The organism is Sphingomonas faeni (assembly GCF_040407505.1).
GTDB lineage: Bacteria > Pseudomonadota > Alphaproteobacteria > Sphingomonadales > Sphingomonadaceae > Sphingomonas > Sphingomonas faeni_E.
Window position 1 is genome coordinate 890,832 of record NZ_JAPZPQ010000002.1, and the last position, 21,036, is coordinate 911,867.

A 21,036-nucleotide genomic window follows, 5' to 3' on the forward strand; every position below is an offset into this window, starting at 1 on the left:
TCCCGGTGCTACGGTCATGGAGGATTGCGGACCAGACCGGCGCTGAACGGTGGTGGCGTCTATTCCGCGGCGATCCCGGTCGCGGGCTGCGTATCGTCAGCCGTCTGGCGCTTCGGAAGCACCCAGCCGGGACGCACGAAGTGGCAGGTGTAGCCGTTCGGCCGCGTCTCCAGATAATCCTGGTGATCCGGTTCTGCCTCCCAGAAATCGCCGACCGGGACGACTTCGGTGACCACCTTGCCATTCCACAGCCCGGAGGCATCGACGTCGGCGATCGTGTCCTCGGCAACGCGCTTCTGCGCGTCGTCGACGTAATAGATGCCCGACCGGTAGGAGAGCCCCATGTCGTTGCCCTGGCGGTTCTTGGTGGTGGGATCGTGGATCTGGAAGAAGAATTCGAGGATGGCCCGGTAGCTCGTCACCGCCGGGTCGAAGACGATCTCGATCCCCTCGGCGTGCGTGCCGTGGTTGCGATAGGTGGCGTTCGGAATATCGCCGCCGGTGTAGCCGACGCGGGTCGAGACGATGCCGGGCCGCTTGCGGATCAGATCCTGCATGCCCCAGAAGCATCCACCCGCAAGAATGGCGCGCTCGTGCATATTAAGCCTCCTCTGCCTGATCGATATATTCGCCGTAGCCTTCGCTCTCCATCTCATCGCGCGGGATGAAGCGAAGTGACGCCGAGTTGATGCAATAGCGCAGGCCGCCGCGGTCGGCGGGACCGTCCGGGAACACGTGGCCGAGATGGCTGTCGGCATGCACCGACCTGACCTCGGTCCGGACCGTCCCGTGCGTGGTGTCGCGGACCTCGTTCACGTTTGCGGGCACGATCGGCTTGGTGAAGCTCGGCCAGCCGGAGCCCGACTCGTATTTGTCGGTCGAGGCGAACAGCGGCTCGCCCGATACGACGTCGACATAGATGCCGGGCTCCTTGTTGCCGTCATACTCTCCGGTGAAGGGCCGTTCGGTACCCGAGTGTTGCGTCACCCGGCGTTGCTCCGGGGTCAGCCGATCGACTGCGTCCTGCGATCTTTCAAACTTCATGATATCACTCAACACTTTTCAAGAGGAACGAAGGATCTACGTTCAGAAAATAGTATTCGTCATCATGCAGTGTATCGCAGTACCTCCTGGAATTATCCAATACGCCGGACGTATAGTTTCCATACCACCGATACTGTTCATGCCGTGACTTAATTCCACGCGTACCGGGCCGCCATTTGCGCGATCTTGCGTATTTCGACTGGCGCGGTGGAGCCGGAGACCGTCGCGATCACGACTTCACGCTCCAGGACGAACCCGTCGATCGGACGCGTGACGAGGCCGTGCGCCGTGGCCGATCGTTCCGGAAGAATGCATATCGCGTCGCTGTCGGCGACGACCCGCTGCACCCAGTCTTCGCGATCGGATCGAAAGCGGGGCTGCACGAGCACGTCCCGTCGCGCGAAGTGATCGCGGATCTCGTCGCGAAACTCGCATTTCAGGCGGTCGACGAACGGAAACCTGACCAGGTCTTCGCCGCGCACGATATCCCCGGCAGCCAGGGGATGGGTCGCGGAACAACCGAGGACGAAGCGTTCGCGAAATAGGGGACGCACGTCCAGCTTGAGTTCCGGTCGGGTTTCACGCGGCAGGATGCAGGCGTGGTATTTTCCCGACAGGACTTCCGATGCATCCTCGTTCGACTGTAGCGAATGCAGCTTGATTTCGACGGACGGCACTTCCGCCAACGCACTCTCGAAGAACGCGGCGAATTTTCTCGGTCCTACGGTAGGCGCGACTCCGACATCCAACACGCGGTGCCTTCCCATCGCCCAGTTCTCAGAGTGATCGCGTACGCTCTTCACCGCGACCGCCATGCGTCGGAATTCCGCCTCCACATCGTGACCAAGCCCGGTCAGGCGGCTGTTCTTCCCGTCACGGTGGATGAGGGGCCCGCCAAGTTCCTCTTCCAGGCGGCGGATCGCGCGGGTCAGACTCGGCTGTGACACGCTGCTCAAGCGCGCCGCTGCCGTGAAATTCAGCGTCTCGGCCAAGTTGATGAAATAGCTGACTTGATTGAGTTCCATTGCCCTCGGCCCATGCGCGGTTGGTGCACCATCCGTAAAACCGCCCTCGAAAAGGAGCAGGAATGAAGTGTGCTTCGCGCATATAGTTATTGCCGGGCTACTTATCTATATGCGCAAGTCATATATCTTCGATGCCATAACGTCCCTTGCAGGTCCGCTCTCAGTCCTGTCGGAGGGCTTGGACGCGCCGCTGAGCCGCGCGCCGGAAGCTCGATGGTTATGACCGAGAGAAAATCCGCGTTCGTTCATGGGATTGGCGTTATGCTTACCGGGCGCCTCGAACCGCCAGACGAACGCCGCGAATTGGGCGAATTTTGCCCACCGTTTCACCTGCGGGAAAGACAGTCGCGCCGCCGTTCACATCTCGCAGGCACTGTCGCACGCTGGCATCGGCGTCTTGGGGTTCGATTTTGCCGGAACCGGGATTTAACTATGGCATACACGGAATAGGGCGACCGAAATGTAAGTGGCGGTCCGATCGCTAGACCTCGCGCGCCGGAGATTGGGCACCTTCGACATCATCGGTCTTTTCGCGATCCACGCCTCGCTCAAGCAATTCGGCATCGATCGGGCAGTTCGTGCATCCCTGGTAGCAGCACAGGCGACAGATCCGATAAGACTGATCGAGGTTGTCCAGGCGATTGCGCAGGACGCGCTCGGCGATGTCCGATAGAATCCTGAGGTCTTCCAAATCAAGGATCGAAAGCCCCTCGGCAATCGCATGATCGCGCGCGGCCAGTACCTCGTTGCTCGCGACCTCACCGGTTGGCGTTAGATAGAGGGATCGTGTGCGGCCGTCCGTCGAATGCTCCCTGCGCTCGATCAAATCCTCGGCCGCCAGTCGATCCACGAGGCGTACGGTCCCTGCATGTGACAGGCCCACTCCGACCGCCAGCATGCGGATAGACATCCCCGGCTTGTGCGCCAGCAGCGCCAACGCCGAGGCGGCGGGCCCAGCTTCAGGCGCTCTCGATGAGCTGGCGCGAACGATGTCGTCGCTGATCATGAGAGCAAACGCCCCGAAGACGTTTCGATTTCGGGAGGAATTCATCGCCGCTACTATATATGCGCCGAGCATATTCAGCAAGTCGCACTTGGATTTACTCTGGCCTCATGACGGAGTGCGAAGATATTGATCTAAAATGATCTATATCGGTCTCAAGCAGCGAGGTGTGACGATAAACGGGGGTCTCGTGATGGCCGGGCGATACCTCGCGGCTAAAGACCGGCGATGACGCGTGGAGCGCCACCCCGCGCATGCTGCACCGCCAGTGACGTTGCCAAGGGACGGCGGCGCGTTTTGACGCTATCCTGCACAACATGACCACCCGGCTGCAGCCTAATCCTGAAGCCGAAGCCGTCGTTGCGGCTCTAGGCTTCGCGTCCGTCTACGATGACTTCGTCGCTCGATTGCAAGCCTTGGACGCTGGAAAAGTCACGCCTCGCGTCGGTGAGGCGTTCCCAAACTTTTCGCTGCCCGACGCATCGGGACGCTACCGTTCGATCCGGCAACTGCAGGACGGCGGGCCGATCGTCATCAGCTTCAATCGTGGATTATGGTGCCCGTTCTGCGTCCACGAACTGCAATCCTGGGCCGCCGCCTTGCCCGCCCTTGAACGGGTTGGCGGAAGGCTGATCGTCGTGGCGGGCGAAATCGGCGAGGGGGCATCTGCCATACAGGCGATAATCGGACCGAAGGCCACGCTGCTCTGCGACGTCGATCACGGTGCGGCGCTGGCTTGCGGACTGTCGTTCCCCGTGGGGGAGGAGATGAAGCGGCGCTATCTGGAGATCGAACTCGATCTCGCGGCTATCTACGGCAGCGATGGCGGCTTTTTGCCTATCCCGGCAACGTTCATCCTCGGAAAAGACGGCACCATCGGCTACGCCCATATCGACCCCGACTTTCGATTGCGGCCCGATCCACGGGACGTCGTCGCTTTGCTTGGGGCGATGCGCTGAGCGAGCCGACGGCGGGAAGGACAGGCCATTCGGGCACGGGACATGTTCCGGCGCTTCGGCTCAGGAGGCTGCCGCCGCCCAGCTTCGTGCACGTGAGGCGCGCACGAAGGCATCTGCTGCGATGCTGCGCTTACGACCCGCCACCGCGCCCAGGACGACGTCGCGCCTGACCTCGACATCGGCAAACCTGAAGACGCACAGGCGCTCGTCGTCTCTGGGCGGCGGAATGAAGGCGCTGCCGAACCCGGAAATCACCAACTGCTTTACCTGAGCCATATCGGTCGCACGATGCCGTACGATCGGCACGAAGCCATGGGGGGCCGCTAGAGTCTTGAGCCGAGCACACCCGTTGCCCTCGTGATCGATCCAGGACTCTTCGCGCACCGATAGCAGCGACGGCATCTTGCCCCCGGCGAGCGGATGGTCCGCACGCGTGACCATGTGATAGCTATGGTCGAACAGCGGCCAGACATCGAGACGATCAGGCGCGTCGTCCGGGAGTTCGACGACAACGAGGTCCAGCGTACCATTCATCGCCGCTTCGATCAGCTCGTCTGGCGACCCGCTCGACAGCGACAGTTCGAAGCCGGGGAGGCAGCCGGCAAGCTCCTCCAGGATCCTGTCGAGCGTGTCCGACTCGATCGCGGCATCGACGCCTAGCGCAAGCGGCACCACCCCCGCTCTTCCGATGCCCTTTGCGAATTGCATCGCGGCTTGGGCGGCCTCGAACGTACGGTCGAGGTGCGGCAACATCTGACGTCCGAGATTGGTGAGGTGGGTGTGGCTACGCTCGCGACGAAAGAGTTCTCCGCCAAACTCGATTTCGAGCTTCTGGATCGCACGGGTCAGCGATGGTTGCGTCACGGCGCACTCTTGAGCCGCACGCGTGAAGTTGAGCAGCCGCGCCATCGCGAGGAAGTACCTGATCTGCTGCATCTCCATGAAGCAATACTAGCACCCGTGTCGACAGGTGGCGACTCGCTCGCCGCCAATTAGCGTTCGGGCCATAAACGAAGGAGAATAATGTAGATCCGGCCTGCCGAGGTGCACCGGGGCATTTTGGAACATGATCTTCCCATCCCTTGTGAACCCGCCGCTATATTTGGCGTGGATATGCTGGATCGGGATGGGATTAATCTGGTCCGGGCGCAGCGTCGGCCGCTAGAGTTGTTGCGGGTCGCCGCAGTCGCACGGCCTCTGTGCGGGAAGCGCGGCGACGTTGCACTGTGGCAAAGTGCTACTTTTCCAGGCGCCCAGAGAACTCACGTCATATCTGGCGCTTCGTGAGCTGCGGGCGGCGTCGTCGATGCGACCTTGGCGAAGTTCTTCCTGATATAGTCGAGCTTCGGGTCGATGTAGCGTTTGCAGAACGGCCTGTCCGGATCCGTCGCATAGTAATTCTGATATCGCGCGTCCGACGGCTTGAACTCACGGAACGGCAGCACCGCGGTTGAAAGCGGTTTGTCGAAGACGCCGTTCAATGACGCGAGTGTTTCTCTCAGCTTGGCCGCCTGGTCGTTCTCGAAGGTGTAGGCTGCACTGCGGTATTTCCCGCTCGGCTCGAACGTTTTCGTGGCGGAGTGGGTCCTCAGGTGGATCTCCATCAGCGTCGCGAGGTCGATTGCCGCCGGGTCGAAGTGAACCACGACCGCCTCGGCCCAGGTATCGGAAGGAGCCTCGGAGCGGATGAAGCCCTGATCGACCCGCTGAACACCGTGAATGGCCTGAAAAACGCCCTCCGTGCACCAGTGGCATCCCCCGCCAAAGCCGATCTTCTCCATGTCGGTTCCTCAACGATCTGGTGATGGGTGGCGGGATAGCAAAGGCCGACGAATGCTCGAGATTTTTCGTACCGCAACCGCAACCGCGACTGCCCGCAAATTTGCAAAACGACTATTCGCTTCGTTGTCGAATGGACTGCGGACGAGGCGACGTGAAAGCCTGATACTCAGCATTGGCATGTGCGCCGGCCGCATAGCAAAACCCCCTGAAGCACGGCCTAGGTGTGATCCGGCGGTCGTGCTTCGACGGCGGCGGGGGCCATCCAGAATGGCCCGAAACCATGGCCATCGAGATCATCGAATGCACGGCTGTACATGAAGCCCAGGTCTTGCGGCTCATGAAGTTCACGCCCGCCCGCCTCGATCGCCGCCTGCGTGATCGCATCGACCTCGTCGCGGCTATCGAACGACAGCGCGTAGTGTCCGGTGGAGTTCATCGTCGCATCGACGATGATCTTTTCGGTAAATGTTGCGAAGAAAGGCTTGGCTAGCAGCATGACGTAGATCGCATCCGACCAGACCATCGACGACGCCTGCTCGTTGCTGAACTGGGCGTTCCTCTCGAAGCCGATCGCCTCGTAAAACGCCGTCGATGCCGCAACGTTGGCGACCGGCAGGTTGAGGAAGATCATCTTGGGCATCGCGGTGCTCCTCGCGTCGTAGCGGCGACCGGCGACTCGGCCGGCTCGCGGACTATGCTCCTTTCGACGCTCCCCGTCCTTGCAGAGTGTAGTCGAGACAGAACAGCATCGGCGTATGGCTGCGTTGGTACTGCATGGGGAGGCCGCGCAGCCGGTCGGACGCCGCCAGTGCCTGCCGCCCTGTGAATTGCGGATAGCGGCCTGCGAGTTCCCATCCTCTACCCGATCCCATTGGCGGGCTGTTCACATTCGCCCGACGCTTACACTGCAAAGACGGAACGGCCGACCGAGGGGGATCCGCGCGTTGGATCTGCGGCTTGCCCTCCATATCCACTATTCCGCACCAGTCCATAATCTGTGGATATGTCACAGAAAGTCCACATCACGCGGTTATGAGATCCTCGACGACGCCTACATGCGTGCTGCGTTATCAAAAGGGGTTCCAATGCTTCGTTCCATGCGACTTTCGTCGCGCGCAGTTCTGCGCGCGCTGTTGATGCTCGGCTCCACCGCCCCGGCCTTGATGATCGGGGCGACATCACTCGAAGCCCAGGACTATACGAACATCGCGGCGTCCGGTCGCGTGACCGGGCAGGACGGGACCGCGATCGCCGGAGCACAGGTCAAGATCACCTCGTCGGACCGAGGCGTCAGCCGCGTCGCCGCGACGGACTCGACGGGCAGCTACACCATCCCGCAGTTGCCACCCGGTAATTATGACGTTGCCATCACCGCGCCGGGCTTCGCAAGCTACGACGAACGCGGCATTCCGCTTACTCGCGAATCAGGCGGTGCCAACAGCTTCCGCTTGGTTCCGGCCGAGCAGAGCGGCGACATCGTCGTCGTCGGCACGCGTCAGCGCACGGCCGATTTCCAGGATACGACGGTCGGCAGCACGATCAATCTCGGTTCGCTGACGACGCGCGTGCCGATCGGGCGCACCTTGCGCGACGTGATGCTGCTGACTCCCGGCGCGGTCCAGGGCTCGTCGCCGTCGAATGGCGGCTTCTCGAATCAGGTGTCGATCGGCGGCGCGGCGTTCACCGAGAACGCGTTCTACATCAACGGCTTGAACGTGACCGATTTCGTGTCGGGCGGGCAGCCGGCCGAAGTACCGTTCGACTTCTACCAGACGGTCGAAGTGAAGACCGGCGGCGCCCCCGCGGAGTTCGGTCGCGCGACCGGCGGCTATGTCGTCGCCACGACCAAGTCCGGCACCAACGACTATCATGCGAGCGTCACCGGCATCTGGGAGCCCGACGATCTCCGCGGCAGCGCGCCGTCGACCCGCACCGTCGACTATCGCAACGCGACCGCAAGCCGCAAGGAACTGGTGTTCCAGGCAAGCGGCCCGATCATCAGGGATCATCTGTTCGTCTACGGCCTCTACAACATGCGCGAAATTCGCACGCTCACGCCGCAGGCCAACCAGAACAACGCGACGGGCGTGGCGAATACCAGCCCGTTCTGGGGCGGGAAGGTCGACGGCTACATCAATGGCGATCACCATTTCGAATTCACCTATTTCGACACCACGAACGAGACGCGCAACCGCAGCTATGATTGGGATCGCACCGACCACCGTCTCGGCGACAAGACCGGCGGCACCAACGCACGCGCTGGCGGGATCAACTATGTCGGTCGCTACACCGGTACCTTTACCCCGTGGCTGACGCTGTCGGGTGCGTACGGCGTGAACAAGCTTCGCTCGGGCAACGTCCCGCTCGACGTCACCAACCCGCAGGTCATCGATTACCGCACCGACCCGGCGGGTATCCAGATCGGCGCCAACAAGGTGACGGACGCGTTCAGCAGCACCGACAACGAGCGTGAATTCTACCGCGTTGATGCCGATCTCCAATTCCAGTTGCTCGGCGCGCACCATGTCCGGTTCGGCTACGATCACGAGAAGAACACCCAGTCGCAGACGTTTGAGACGATCGGCGGCGGCGCCTACAAAATCTTCAACGTCACGGCTCAGTCCGCCGCAAGGATTGGCGCGCCGGTCGGCACGCAATATTACACGACGCGCGTCTATGAGCAGAGCGGCGTCGCGCATGTCCGCAACGAAGCCTTCTACGTGCAGGACCAGTGGTCGCTGCTCGACAACCGCCTCCGCCTCGATCTGGGCGTGCGCAACGATCGCTTCAGCAACCAGGGCGTGAACGGGAAATCCTTCTTCAAATCGGGCAACCAATGGGCGCCGCGCCTCGGTGCCGCGTTCGATCCGGTCGGCGACGGCCGCACCAAGATCTTCGGATCCTATTCAAAATACTTCCTGCCGATGGCGGGGGACATAAACCTCAACGTCGCCGGCAGCTTGGTGACGTACACGCGCTACAATCTGTTCAACGGCGTCAGCGGCGCGGGCAGCGTCCCCGTCGCCGGCACGCCGCTCCTGTCGGTCGTCAATACGTCGGCCTGTCCCGACACCGGCATCAAGAATTGCGAAGTTTCGGCGGATGGCTCGGCGTTCAATCCGGCTGGCGCGATCGCGAGCAACATCAAGCCCCAGTCGGATCGGGAGTTCATCATTGGTGCCGAGCACCAGTTCAGCGACCGCATCCGGATCGGCGCCTATTACACGCACCGCGAACTGACCAACGTGATTGAGGACGTCTCGATCGACGCCGGCGCGCGCGCCTATTGCGTCGGCAAGGGCTTCACCGCGGCGGCCTGTCTGTCGGCGTATCCAGGCGGCAGCCAGTTCGTCATCGGTAACCCGGGCAAGGACATCACGACGCAGATCAACAAGCTGCCTGACGGCTCGACCCCGACCGTGACGCTGAAGAAGGACGATCTCGGCTATCCCGCACCGAGCCGCAACTACAATGCGCTGACGCTCACCTTCGATCGCAGCTTCGACGAGAAGTGGAGCCTGTCCGCCTCCTATACGCTCGCGTTCGACAAGGGGAATTACGAAGGCGGCGTGCGATCGGAGAACGGGCAACTTGCGATCAACCGCACTGCGGACTTCGATTCACCGGGCTTCGTCAACGGCGCTTACGGGTATCTGCCCAATGATCGCCGCCACAGCTTCAAGGCTTACGGCAGCTACCGCCTGTTCGAAGCGCTGGATCTCGGCGCCAACATGCTTGTGCAATCGGCGCCGCATTACAGCTGCATCGGCGCCGTTCCGCTCGCGGTCGACGCCTATGCCAACACCTATCACGGCTATGGCTATTACTGCCAAGGCGAGCTGATCCCGCGCGGTACGGCGTTCACCGGCGACTGGCTGGCACAGGTCGATGTCAGCGCGGTCGTCCACCTGCCGATCCCGCATCTCAAGGCGTCGCTCCGGCTCGACGTGTTCAACCTGTTCGCGAGTTCGGCGGTCACGTCGTACAACAATTTCGGCGAGTTGAGCGACGGATCGGCCAATTCCGACTACCGCGCACCAGTGAATTACCAGACGCCGCGCTCGGTGCGGTTGACGGCCGTGGTGGGCTTCTAGGCATCGCTTGCGCGTGGAGCGAGGCATGGAGCATGTCTCGCCCACGCGGGTTCACCGACGAAGACCTTGATGGAGGGGACGATAGAGAAACGATCACAGCGGCAGAGCGAGATCATGGCGCGGCTGCGGGGCGGCCGAACCCTCTCGGTGACCGCGCTGGCCGCCGACCTCGCAGTGTCCGACGAGACGATCCGCCGCGAGTTGCGCGCGCTAGAGGATCACGGCGTCATCATTCGCGAGCATGGCGGCGCGCGGATGACGACGCCCGTGCACGAGGGACCACTCCACCAGCGTATGGAGGAGAATGCCGACGCGAAGATCCGTGTCGCACGCGCTGCGGCCGAGTTCGTGCAGGACGGCGCGATCGTGTTCATCGACTCCGGCACGACGAGCTGCTTCATCGCGCGGCATCTGGCCGACCGGCGCTCGCTCACCGTCATCACCAACTCGCTCCGCGTCGCGAGCGATCTCGGCGGGATCAACAACAACCGCCTGTTCCTCGCCGGCGGTCAGATGGATTATGATTACCGCGCATTCTCCGATCATGTCGCGCAGGACTATGTCCGCGGTTTCACCCCGCATCTGGCGATCTTGTCGGTCGGCGGCATCAGCCTCGAGCGCGGGCTGATGGACTTTCATCCCGGAGAGGCGGCGATGAGCCGTATCGCCTATGCGACGTCGAAGCAGGTGCTGCTCGCGGCGGATGCTTCGAAATTCGGACGGTACGCCTTGATCCAGACGGCGGCGCTGAGCGATGTCGGCATATTGGTGACCGACAAGCCGCTGGAGGACGACTATGCCCGCGCCTTCGCGCATGCCGAGGTGGTGATCGCCTGACGCCGCCGCCCGGCGCGGATCAGCGCCGGTGCGGCGACGACGATCAGGAGCGCGCCGGCGGCTGCGACGGCGGCGTGGAGCAACCAGAATTGCGGGCTCGCGATCCGCTCGTAAAAGACGCCGCTGAACCCGGCCCACAGGCTCGCGAAGACGCCGTGAAGGTAGAACAGCCCCATCCAGAAGCCGACGCGACGACGCGGCGCGCTGCCCGCGATCAGGCTCAGCGCAGACGGCCAGATCAGCACGATCGCCCCGTCGATGAGGATCAGATAGGCGAGCGTCCAGGGCAGCGCGAGCGGGTGGCCGCCACTGGTCGCGTCTCCCAGCGCGAGGACCAGATAGCCCGCCGAACACAAAACCCCGCCGAGGAAGATTTGCGTCACCGCGCCGATCCGGATGCCCCGCCGTTGCAGCGCCCGCGACGCGACCTGTGACACCGCGATCAAAGCCAGCGTGAAGACGCCGTCGAGCGACAGGAACCACGCCACCGGCATGGTCCAGCCGAAGACCTGCCGGTCGGCCCGCGTCCGCGCCCAGACCATGAAGATGTTGCCGAGCTGATCATAGGCCGAATAGCAGAGGTACACGGCGGCCAAGGCAACGATGAGCAACGCGGTCGATCGAGCCGGGTCGGGTGATGACGCCGCTGATGTTGCGGAGGTCGCCGTTGATGCCGCGCGGCCAGTCACCGCGTAGATCGCCAGCCCCAGCGCGATAGCCGCCGCCGCTGCGCCGATCGCATAGTCCTGACCGGCAAACGCGGCCAACGCTCCGCAGACCAGCGGCCCACAGATCACCCCCGCGTTGAGAAAGCCCAGATAGACCGCGTAACCACGTCGGCGCTGGGCCTCGTCCTGAAAAAGCGCGCCAAGCTGTGCCGACAGATTGCCCTTCAGCACCCCCGCGCCGATCGCGAAGGGGATCAGGCCGAGGAGGAATGTCGGATCGCCGAGCATCAACGTCAGGCCGAGCAGCATCCCGACACCACCTGCCGCGACCATCGTCCGCCGGCTTCCAATCACGTCGCCGATCAGCCCACCGATCGGTATCGCCAGATAGATCAGCGCGTTGGCATAGCCGTATAGCTGCGAGGCAAGCCCGGTGGCGGACAAGGGCCCGAACATCGCCGCGCTGGTCTCGCTGAAGGCGGTCGCGCCAACGACGCGCGACACGTCGCCGACGAGCACCCGGTCCAGGAAGATCAGCACCAGGAGCGACTTCACGCCCGAGACGGCGAAGCGCTCGAGGAACTCCATCGTCGCGAGCGACAGAAAGCCCGCGCTCAGCAAGCGCTCGCCTTCTACCGCACTGTCTCTTTGCATCGCGTCCGCCCCCGCCAAGCGCCGCAACTAGGCAGGCTTCGCGACACGGCCATGACAGCAGGAGCGGCTCAGGCGGGGTGCGGAAACGCCGCGGCGGGCTCGCTGATGCCGGGCCGCCCAGTCTCGACATGCCCCGCCAGGCGCAGCCGAACGCCATTCGCGGAAGTCAGCAACAGGTCGTACCAGCGATGGTCGGCCAAGATGATCGGAACCTTTACCGTGGCGTCGGCAGCGACCGCGATTTCGCGTCGCTCGCCGCTATGCGCGCAATGCAACGCCATCGTCACCGGCGCATTGCCACGGTTGCGGAGCTGTACCGTGCCTTCCATGCCGTCTTCACGCCATAGCGCCACCGCCTCGATCCCTGCGCTCGCCGGCCCGCCGCGATAGTCCCGCTGGAACCCGTTGGGCCCTCGAACGACCAGCGCGTGCGGCTGGTCCGCCGGGATCGGCCACGCTTCGCTCAGACGGGAGTTCGCCGCCACGGTGAAGTAGCGCCAACCCGGAAAATTCACCTCGTCCTGCACGCCGAACACGACCCCGACGGGACCTTGATTGACGAAATTCAGCGTCAATGCAGCGTCGGACCAGGCCGGTTCGATGGCGAAGCGGTACGGCAGTGCCCGCGCAGGCCGGGTTCCGGGTTCCTGCACGGGCACGCCTTCCCCCTTGGCAATGATCGGGGCGGGAGCAGTCGCGCACAGCCGCTCGGTTTCCTCGACATAGCCGGCGACCGACGGAAGCGCCGCCGCCCAGCGCGTGTCGAGGCGTGCACTATGCGGCACGTCGAAGTCGAAGATAGAGGTAAGGTCGCCACACACCGCGCGCCGCCACGGCGAGATGTTCGGCTCGGCAACGCCGAAGCGCTTCTCCAGGAACCGCAGCACCGACGTATGATCGAACAGCTGCGAATTGACCCATCCACCGCGTGTCCACGGCGAGATCACCGTCATCGGCACGCGCGGCCCCAGGCCGACCGGCTCGCCCTGATAGGTCTCGCTCCGTACGTCGACGTTGCTCGCACCATAGCGCGGTGCAATTCCGGGGACGGGTGCGGGAAGGTGATCGAAGAAGCCGTCATTCTCGTCATAATTGAGGATCAGTGCGGTCTTCGCCCAGACCTTTGGATTGGACGCGAGCGCCGCGACCACGCTGCTGATCAGGACCTCGCCGAACGGCACGGGCGCGTCGGGATGCTCGCTCATCTGCATCATCGGCACGATCCACGACACCGCCGGAAGCCGGTCCGCGGCTACGTCGGCGGTGAACGCGGCGATCAGGTGCTTGGCCTGCGTCTTCTCGGGATCCTCGGGTGCGACGCCGTCGATCCAGTCGACATAGGCCCGTCCACGCCGGTAATGCGGCGACGACCGGTCCAGCTTTCGGAACTCGCTGAAATAGCCGAGCGGATTGTCCGAATAATTGGCGACCTCCTGATACACGCGCCAGGGAATTCCCGCCTCCTCGAGCCGACCGGCATAGGTGCGCCACGGCAGGCCCTGCGTCGCGTCGTCCTTGGCCATGTCGGCGCCAGGGTTGGCATCGGTGCCGCCGTTGGTGACGCAATAGACGCCGTCCTGCCCGACGCTGAGGCCGTTCGTGCCGCTGAAGTGATAAAGCCGGTTGGGGCCGGTCGGGCCTTGCAGTGAGCAGTGATAGCCGTCGCAGATCGTGAACTGGTCGGCCAGCGCATGGTAATACGGAATATCGGCGCGGGTCAGGTGCGCCATTGTCAGCGGGCCCTTCTGCTCCGCCCAGACGTCCCAGTTGCGCCAGCGCGCCTGGCTGTCCTTCCAGCTATGGTCGAGCCCGGTGAAACAGCGCGCGTTACTGCTGTTGTAGTCGAGCCGGAACGGCCAGGTGATCCGCCCGCCATCGCGGTCGGCACCACGTTGCGCCCAGACCGATCGGCCGCCGGGCAATGTCACCGGGCGCGGATCCGCAAAGCCGCGCACGCCGCGCAACGTGCCGAAATAATGATCGAACGACCGGTTTTCCTGCATCAGGATCACGACGTGTTCGACGTCCATGATCGAGCCACGCGCAACCGAACGCCGCATGGTGCTCGCTGCTCCTGTTGGCGCAGCGGCCGCGCTCGTTGCACCGATTAGGAAGGCTCTTCGACCGATTGCCATTCTGCGATTCCAAACGCTATCGTGAAAGTCCCGTATCCATGGGACCGACGAACAGCGCTTAAGCATGCAATGTACGATATATGTGACAGCGTCGCACTACCTGTCGTTTTCTTGAGGGTTTCACGCAAAAAGTCCAACCTTCGCATCGTGCGATCTTGCGAGCGGTCATTCTTGGCGCGAATCTGGAAAAGCGTGTGATCAGGCGGCAAGTCCAGCGGTCAAGGCATCGAAGACGGCACGAAACCGCGCGCTGGTCTTGAGGTCCTCATGCATGACGATCCAGAGCGGCAGCGGCAGGGCTATCTCGGGGAGGATCCGAACCAGTACCGGCTCTCGCCGAGCGATGCGCGTCTGGCACAAGCCGATGCCGAAGCCGGCTCGGATGGCGGCTAGCTGCGCGAGGTTGCTGTCCGCCCTGAGCGCGAAGCCGCGCCGGTCGAGCGCCGCCAACCGCTCCGCCATCGCCCGCAGTGCAGCCGTCTCCATGTCGTACCCGATCAGGTCGTGCCGAGCGAGGTCCATCATGTCCACGGGCGTTCCGCGTCGATCCAGGTAGTCGCGATGCGCATGGAAGCCGATCTCTACCGACGGTAGCCGTTTTGCGAGCAACGCAGTCTGCGTTGGCTGCGTCATGCGAACTGCAATATCCGCTTCGCGCGCGAGGAGGTCGTCTAGCCGATCCGACAGCGTCAGTTCGATCACCAGTCCAGGGTGCTCGCGCTTGAGGCACGTGAGGATTGGCGGCAGATGCTCGACGCCGACCACGTCGCTCGCGCTGATCCGCACTGTACCCGCCACGGCGCCCAAGGTGCCGCTGGCGGTTCGCACCAGCGCCGCGGCGGTCGTCGCCATGATCTGCGCCTGAGGTCGCAAGGCATGAGCCAGGTCGGTGGGATCGAGCCCCCGCTGCGATCGCACGAACAGGTCGCCTCCCAGCGCGGCCTCGAGCGCATCGACATGGCGTGCGACCGTCGGCTGCGTCAGGCCGAGGCTCCGTGCAGCAGCCGACAGCGAACCCTCGTCGAGAACCGCGAGCAAGGTTCGATACAGGGCCCAGTCGGGATCGACGTTCATAGATTGCCGTATAGCAGGCCAACGCTCTTAGGCAATTTCTGTTGTGTGATCCCCCGACTAGCCTTGGCGAACACACACGGAGACAGACGATGACCCAGCAGATCACGGTATTCGGATACGGCGCAGTCGGACAGCCGATCGTCGACCTCCTCGTCGCGCGGGGCGACCGCGTGCGTGTTGCCACTCGCCGGCGGCCGACCAACTTGCCGGCGAACGTAGAGCATGTGCGCTGCGATGTACTTGACGCCGGCGACGTCCGCGCGGCGCTCGATGGCGCGTCGCAGGCGGTGCTGGCGGTTGGCTTCGCCTACGATTCACGGTTATGGCGCACTGTCTGGCCACTGACGATGACCAACATGGTGGAGGGCTGCACGGCGGCGGGCGCGCGTCTGGTATTCATCGACAATCTCTACCAGCTGGGCCCGAAGATGGCACCGCGCACCGAGGACATGCCGCTGACCCCGACCGGCGAGAAGCCCGCGATCCTCGCCGAGGTGGCGCGCATCTGGCAGGGCGCGGCCAAGCGCATACGCATCGCGACCTTGCGGTGCTCCGACTTCTACGGTCCCGGCGTGACGGTGTCGCATCTCGGGGCAAGTGCCTTTGGCGAACTGGCCAAGAACAAGCCCGCGCAATTGCTGGTACCAGCCGATACGCTGCACGACTTCGCTTATGTTCCCGACATCGCCCGTGCCGCGATCATGCTGCTCGATGCGCCCGATGCGGATTTCGGCCAGGCGTGGAACATGCCTTGCGCGCCAACCCTCACCCCGCGGGCGCTGCTGGCCATGGGCGCCGCTACGCTAGGGCAGCGGCTGCGGGTGTGGGCTGTGCCCTTCGTATTGCTGCGGCCGATCGGGCTGGTGTATCGCTTTGCCAAGGAGGTGGCCGATGTCGGCTTCACCTGGGACCGTCCCTACATCGTCGACGGCGGCAAGTTCACCCGCCGTTTCGATTTGGCGCCGACCCCGTTCGAGGTCGGCGTGCGGGCGACCGTCCGCGCCTTCGCCGAGGCCGCCGGTACGCTCGGACATCGAGTAGCACTGCCGTAAGCCGCGAACCGCGCCGACATCGTCCCAGCAGGATCAGCCGATAGCCAAGTCGAAGCTCATAAAAGGGAGCGGAGGGTTAGGGGCGCATACCACGAACGATTTCGGTCGCTGTCATCCTGGCTTCACGATCGTCTCATAAGCCCCTCTGGAACTGCAGACGGGGGCGTGGTGAGCAGCAGAGCATTTCTTGCTAACGACATTGGCGTAGCGCCCTCGATGGACCACGCCACGGCGTTGCAATATCCCGACGCGGCGCTCTCGGGTGCGCTGCGTCGGTTCGTGCAAAGCCGGTTGGATCACCATGCCGATGGCGACGACGTGGTGCAGGAAACCTATTTGCGGCTGTTCGCGTACCAGGCGACCGCGCGAGTCAACGACATGAAGGCGCTGTGTTTTGCGATAGCGCGCAACCTGCTGCTCGACCATCACCGCATCGCCCGCCGCTCCGCACATGTCGAACTCGACGAGGCTATCGTCTGCCAGCAACCTACTGCCGACCGGGTGCTGGCCTTCCGTCGTGCCGTGGTGATCATGGCGGATGCACTCGAGCGTATGCCGCCACTACGGCGCGAGATTTTCCTGCGGAAACGGCTCGACGGACTTAGGACCGACGCGATCGCCAAGAGTTTGGACATGAGCATGGCGGCAGTGGAGAAGCACGTCGTCCGCGCCTTTCAAGACCTCCGCGGCGCACTGGCCAAGCGCGGCTTCACGATGGAGGCCGGCGCGTGACTGTAGCGCTTGGTGCAACACCGGTGAGCGAAGCCGCGCTTGCCGATGCACTGCAAACCGCGGCGATGCGATGCGGCCGGTTGTCGGACGAGCAGGTTCGGTCGCTCAGGCGTCGGCGGCGATCGGCCATCGCGGCAGTCGCGACCGCCCCGGTCGCCATTGCCCTGCTGTTCATGGCCAGTGACGGGTTCGTCGGGACACCGACCGCGTCGCGGGTTGCGACTCGCATGTTCGCCACCCGTGCCGGGGAACGCTCGACCGTGACGCTGGCGGACGGCTCGACCGTCGCACTCAATGGCGCAACCAGGCTTCGGGTGGTCTATGCCGAGGGACAGCGCCGTGCCGAGTTACTCGCGGGACAGGCGTTTTTCGACGTGCGGCACGACGTGGCGCGCCCCTTCGTCGTGCGCGCCGGCGCCAGCGAAACACGCGTTCTCGGCACAGCGTTCGACCTCGACCTGACCCGGACACAGGTTGCGCTGGCCGTCTATCGCGGCGCAGTCGGCTTCGATCCGGCAGGGGCGCCGCGCGGCGTCGTGGTCCGGGCCGGGTACCGCAGCGCCGTACGCGGCGGTGTGGCGGCGGCGCCGACGAAGTTCGATCCGGTGTTGCCGGACTGGCGCAGCGGTTGGATCGACACGGCGGGCATGCGCCTCGACGATCTGGTCGAAGTTCTCGACCGCCAGGGGGGTGTCAGGATCGCACGCCCGGCGGAACCGCTGGCGTCGACGACGGTGTTCGGTCGGTTCCGCACCGACCATCCGCATCAGCTTCTGAACGCCATTGGCAGCGGGTTCGGCTTCACGGTGCTGGAGCGGCGGGGGACGTTGACGCTCGAAACCGCGGACTGACGAAAATAAATTGTCCGGATTGGGCGGCCCTCGCCGTCTTCCCTCCGGGTGGCGTCTGATGGCGCCAAGACGGGGGAATATGATGACGCGGTTTCACGGAACGTCGGCACTGGCCTTGGTAGCGTTCGCTCTAGCTGCACCGACGATGGCGGATGCGCAATCGACGGGCGCACGGATGTTCACCATTCCCGCAGGCGATCTCGCGCAGGCGCTGTCGGCCTATTCGAGCGTCACCGGCATGCAAGTCATCGCCGCGCCCGCCCTCATTCGGGGGCAGCGGACCAGGGGTGCCAGCGGCCGGCTCACCACCTCGGCAGCGCTTGCCATGCTGCTACGCGGGACGGGTCTGCGTCCGGTCGAGAGCAACGGCGTGACGATCCTCCGCCGGGACCAGGCACCGGCAACGCCAATCATTGTCGGCGCGCGTGCGCCAGTCGTCGTAGCCGCCGCGGCGCAGGCCACCACGCTCGCGCGGGAAACGCCGGAGGCCACCCCGGACATCGTCGTTAACGGCTATCGTAGCAGCTTGCTGGCCGCCCAAGACCTGAAGCGTCGCGCGGTCGGGACCGAGGACAACATCGTCGCGTCCGACATCGCCGCGTTTCCCGACATGAACGTCGCCGAGGCGCTGCAACGCGTCCCCGGTGTCGCCATCACGCGCGACACGGGCGAAGGACGCCAGATCGCCCTGCGCGGTCTCGGCCCCGATTTCACCCGCACACAGCTCAACGGCATGGAAGTGCTCGGCAACACCGCCTCCGGCATGGACAATCGCGGCAACGTCAGCCGCAGTCGCGGCTTCGATTTTAGCCTGTTCGCCTCCGAGCTGTTCAACCGCGTCAGCGTGCAGAAAAGCTACGCCGCCAACCAGGACGAGGGCGGCATCGCCGGCACCGTGCAACTCTTCACCGCCAAACCGTTCGACTATGACGGCCAGAAGATCGTGCTGTCCGCGAAGGCCCAGACCAGCGATCAGACCAGCGGCGTCACCCCGCGGCTCGTCGGCCTGTTCTCGCAGCGCCAAGGCGATTTCGGTGCGCTCGTCTCGGTCGCCTATTCGAAGGTTCGCAACAACGAATATGGCTATCGCAACTGGAACTGGGGCAAGGTCACCTACGGCGCGAACAATATCGGGCCCGAGATCGACGCGCCGACGCGGGCGCTGCTGCGCGGCGGCACGATCTTCGCGCCTCAGGCACAATCGCCGTCGACCTGGTACACCGATCGCGAGCGGATCGGCGTCACGAGCGCGCTGCAATATCATCCCGGCGACAATTTCAAGATCGACGTCGACCTGCTGTACGGACACCTTGCCGACAAGCGCGACGACTGGGCGATCGCGGCGGGCGGCTACAACGCGCTGACCGGCAACGTCAGCGGTACGCAAGTCATCCGGTCCGCGACGATCCAGGGCAATTCGCTCGTCGCCGCCAGCTATACCGGCATCGATCAGCGCACCGAACATCACCGCGTCGAGAACCAGACCGACTTCTACCAGGCGGTGGCGAATGTGAGCTGGGACGTCGGCAATCGGCTGAAGCTGACCGCGCTCGGCGGGTACCAGAAGTCGAATTTCGTCCAGCCGACGTTCGACAAGATCTTCCTGCAGGCGCGCAACACCGCCTTCAGTTTCGACATGCAGCCGACGATCCCCGTGAACACCTACGGCTTCGACCTCACCAATCCGGCGAATTGGAACGTCCAGCGGCTGGTGACGCAGGAGAACATGATCAAGAGCGACTATCTCAACGGTCAGCTCCAGGCGGTCTACGACCTCACGCCGATCCTGAAGCTGGAGGTCGGCGGCGAGTATAAGCGCTTCACCAACAGCGGGTATCAGTATCTCACCAACATCTTCTATGGCACCGCGGCGACCAGCGACCGCGCGGTACCCGACGCGCTGAAATACGTCATCAACCGCGACAGCCTGCTTCCGTATATCGGCGGCGACGTCGCCGGGATCTACGCGCTGCTCGGCAACAACCGGGACCTGACCGCCGCCAACCTGACCGCGGGCAGCGACTTTCGCATTCGGGAGAAGACCTGGGCGGGCTTTACGCAGCTCGATCTCGACACCGACATCGGCTCGATGCGGCTGCGCGGCAATGCCGGCGTCCGCTACTATCATACCGACCTTGTCTCGAGCGGTTCGCTCGCCACCGCGACCAACGGCGTGACCACGCTTCAGCCGGTGACGGTCGGGACCAGCAACGATGATTGGCTGCCCGCGCTCAACGTCGCGCTCGACATCACGCCGAAGCTGATCGCGCGCGCATCCGCCAGCCGCAACGTCAACCGCCCCGGGCTCCCCCAGCTTGCCGCAGCGGGAACACTGACCGTGGCGCCGTTCGGCGGATCCGTCTCCGTCGGCAACCCCAATCTCCAGCCGTTCCGTTCCACCTCGGCGGAGGCGGGGCTCGAATATTATATGGATCGCAACGGCTTCGCGTCGGTCGGCTTCTTCTGGAAGGACCTCAACAGCTTCATCACCTCGGAGACGTCGCAGGTCCCCTATAGCGCGACGGGCTTCCCGGTCTCGCTGCTGCTGCCCGGCCAGGACGGTACGACGCCGTACAACTATACGCGCCCGATCAACGGGGACGGTGCCAGCATCAAGGGTGTCGAGGTGGCGTTCCAGCACGGCTTCACCTTCCTGCCCGCGCCGTTCGACGGGTTCGGCATCGTCGCGAACGGCACCTGGATCGATGGTGACCAGACCGCGGTCTACAACGGAGTCGTCAAGAGCATACCGCTCTACAATTTGTCGAAATGGGCGGCCAACGCGACGCTGTACTTCGAGACCGAGCGCTTCGGTGCGCGGGTCTCGACCGCGTATCGCAGCCGGTATCTGACGGGGGCAGGCGGCAATGCCAATGTCGGCGACGGCATCCGCCCGACCAACAATGTCGATTTCCAGGTCCGCTACAGCCCGGTCAAGAACCTGCGCTTCGTCGTCGAGGGGATCAACGTCACCAACCGGCCGATCGAGCAGTTCACCGATCTCTCGACCGACCGGACGCTCGTCTACACCCGGAGCGGCCGCATCTTCACCTTCGGCGTGACGACCAGTTTCTGAACCCCACGTCCGCGCCGGCAACGGCGCGGACGGCATGCTGCCATAGGTAG

The 21,036-nt window shown here is 63.9% G+C and carries 17 protein-coding genes; 7 read left to right on the forward strand and 10 right to left on the reverse strand.

The window, feature by feature from the left end:
- Positions 1–59 precede the first annotated feature (59 nt).
- The 4 genes from msrA to O6X71_RS10595 form a co-directional block, all read right to left on the reverse strand.
- Positions 60–599 (reverse strand): peptide-methionine (S)-S-oxide reductase MsrA, encoded by a 540-nt coding sequence (gene msrA / locus O6X71_RS10575; RefSeq protein ID WP_353465815.1) that lies wholly within the window; start codon positions 597–599, stop codon positions 60–62.
- 1 nt (position 600) lies between these two features.
- Positions 601–1,044, reverse strand: a complete 444-nt coding sequence (gene msrB / locus O6X71_RS10580) for a peptide-methionine (R)-S-oxide reductase MsrB (protein ID WP_060525283.1) — start codon at positions 1,042–1,044, stop codon at positions 601–603.
- Positions 1,045–1,193: 149 nt separating this feature from the next.
- A complete protein-coding gene (locus O6X71_RS10585; RefSeq protein ID WP_353465816.1) occupies positions 1,194–2,069 on the reverse strand; it encodes a LysR family transcriptional regulator in 876 nt (291 codons plus the stop codon).
- 481 nt (positions 2,070–2,550) lie between these two features.
- Positions 2,551–3,075 carry a MarR family winged helix-turn-helix transcriptional regulator gene (locus O6X71_RS10595; protein ID WP_353465817.1) on the reverse strand — a complete coding sequence of 175 codons (525 nt, stop codon included), beginning with the start codon at positions 3,073–3,075 and terminating at the stop codon, positions 2,551–2,553.
- A 314-nt stretch (positions 3,076–3,389) separates the two neighbouring features.
- Between O6X71_RS10595 and O6X71_RS10600 the strand changes: the two genes are divergently transcribed.
- Positions 3,390–4,031 (forward strand): peroxiredoxin-like family protein, encoded by a 642-nt coding sequence (locus tag O6X71_RS10600; protein ID WP_353465818.1) that lies wholly within the window; start codon positions 3,390–3,392, stop codon positions 4,029–4,031.
- Between the two features lie 60 nt (positions 4,032–4,091).
- Here O6X71_RS10600 and O6X71_RS10605 read toward each other — a convergent pair whose 3' ends face one another.
- From O6X71_RS10605 to O6X71_RS10615, 3 genes are all read right to left on the reverse strand, one after another.
- On the reverse strand, positions 4,092–4,967 hold the full coding sequence (locus O6X71_RS10605; RefSeq protein ID WP_353465819.1) for a LysR family transcriptional regulator: 876 nt from the start codon (positions 4,965–4,967) through the stop codon (positions 4,092–4,094).
- A gap of 326 nt (positions 4,968–5,293) precedes the next feature.
- On the reverse strand, positions 5,294–5,812 hold the full coding sequence (locus tag O6X71_RS10610) for a peptide-methionine (S)-S-oxide reductase (RefSeq protein WP_353465820.1): 519 nt from the start codon (positions 5,810–5,812) through the stop codon (positions 5,294–5,296).
- Between the two features lie 218 nt (positions 5,813–6,030).
- The gene (locus tag O6X71_RS10615; RefSeq protein WP_353465821.1) at positions 6,031–6,453 is read right to left on the reverse strand and encodes a VOC family protein; all 423 of its coding nucleotides are present in this window, start codon (positions 6,451–6,453) and stop codon (positions 6,031–6,033) included.
- Between the two features lie 445 nt (positions 6,454–6,898).
- On the opposite strand from O6X71_RS10615, the gene O6X71_RS10620 reads away from it, so the two are divergent.
- Together O6X71_RS10620 and O6X71_RS10625 are read left to right on the forward strand one after the other, a co-directional pair.
- Positions 6,899–9,907, forward strand: a complete 3,009-nt coding sequence (locus O6X71_RS10620; RefSeq protein WP_353465822.1) for a TonB-dependent receptor — start codon at positions 6,899–6,901, stop codon at positions 9,905–9,907.
- Positions 9,908–9,976: 69 nt separating this feature from the next.
- Positions 9,977–10,744 carry a DeoR/GlpR family DNA-binding transcription regulator gene (locus O6X71_RS10625; protein ID WP_353465823.1) on the forward strand — a complete coding sequence of 256 codons (768 nt, stop codon included), beginning with the start codon at positions 9,977–9,979 and terminating at the stop codon, positions 10,742–10,744.
- Here O6X71_RS10625 and O6X71_RS10630 read toward each other — a convergent pair.
- The 3 genes from O6X71_RS10630 to O6X71_RS10640 all read right to left on the reverse strand — a co-directional run bounded on the left by O6X71_RS10630 (position 10,702) and on the right by O6X71_RS10640 (position 15,275).
- Positions 10,702–12,066 (reverse strand): MFS transporter, encoded by a 1,365-nt coding sequence (locus tag O6X71_RS10630; RefSeq protein ID WP_353465824.1) that lies wholly within the window; start codon positions 12,064–12,066, stop codon positions 10,702–10,704. The two genes, O6X71_RS10625 and O6X71_RS10630, sit on opposite strands and share 43 nt — an antisense overlap.
- 68 nt (positions 12,067–12,134) lie before the next feature.
- On the reverse strand, positions 12,135–14,201 hold the full coding sequence (locus O6X71_RS10635; RefSeq protein WP_353465825.1) for a phosphocholine-specific phospholipase C: 2,067 nt from the start codon (positions 14,199–14,201) through the stop codon (positions 12,135–12,137).
- Between the two features lie 198 nt (positions 14,202–14,399).
- Complete coding sequence (locus tag O6X71_RS10640) at positions 14,400–15,275, reverse strand: LysR family transcriptional regulator (protein WP_353465826.1); 876 nt, start codon at positions 15,273–15,275, stop codon at positions 14,400–14,402.
- An 89-nt stretch (positions 15,276–15,364) separates the two neighbouring features.
- On the opposite strand from O6X71_RS10640, the gene O6X71_RS10645 reads away from it, so the two are divergent.
- From O6X71_RS10645 to O6X71_RS10660, 4 genes are all read left to right on the forward strand, one after another.
- On the forward strand, positions 15,365–16,327 hold the full coding sequence (locus O6X71_RS10645; RefSeq protein ID WP_353465827.1) for an NAD-dependent epimerase/dehydratase family protein: 963 nt from the start codon (positions 15,365–15,367) through the stop codon (positions 16,325–16,327).
- Between the two features lie 216 nt (positions 16,328–16,543).
- The gene (locus O6X71_RS10650) at positions 16,544–17,059 is read left to right on the forward strand and encodes an RNA polymerase sigma factor (protein WP_353465828.1); all 516 of its coding nucleotides are present in this window, start codon (positions 16,544–16,546) and stop codon (positions 17,057–17,059) included.
- Positions 17,056–17,910, forward strand: coding sequence for a FecR family protein (locus tag O6X71_RS10655; RefSeq protein ID WP_353465829.1), 855 nt, complete (start codon positions 17,056–17,058; stop codon positions 17,908–17,910). The genes O6X71_RS10650 and O6X71_RS10655 overlap by 4 nt, the downstream gene beginning before the upstream one ends.
- A gap of 82 nt (positions 17,911–17,992) precedes the next feature.
- Positions 17,993–20,986 carry a TonB-dependent receptor gene (locus O6X71_RS10660; protein ID WP_353465830.1) on the forward strand — a complete coding sequence of 998 codons (2,994 nt, stop codon included), beginning with the start codon at positions 17,993–17,995 and terminating at the stop codon, positions 20,984–20,986.
- The last annotated feature ends 50 nt before the right edge of the window (positions 20,987–21,036 follow it).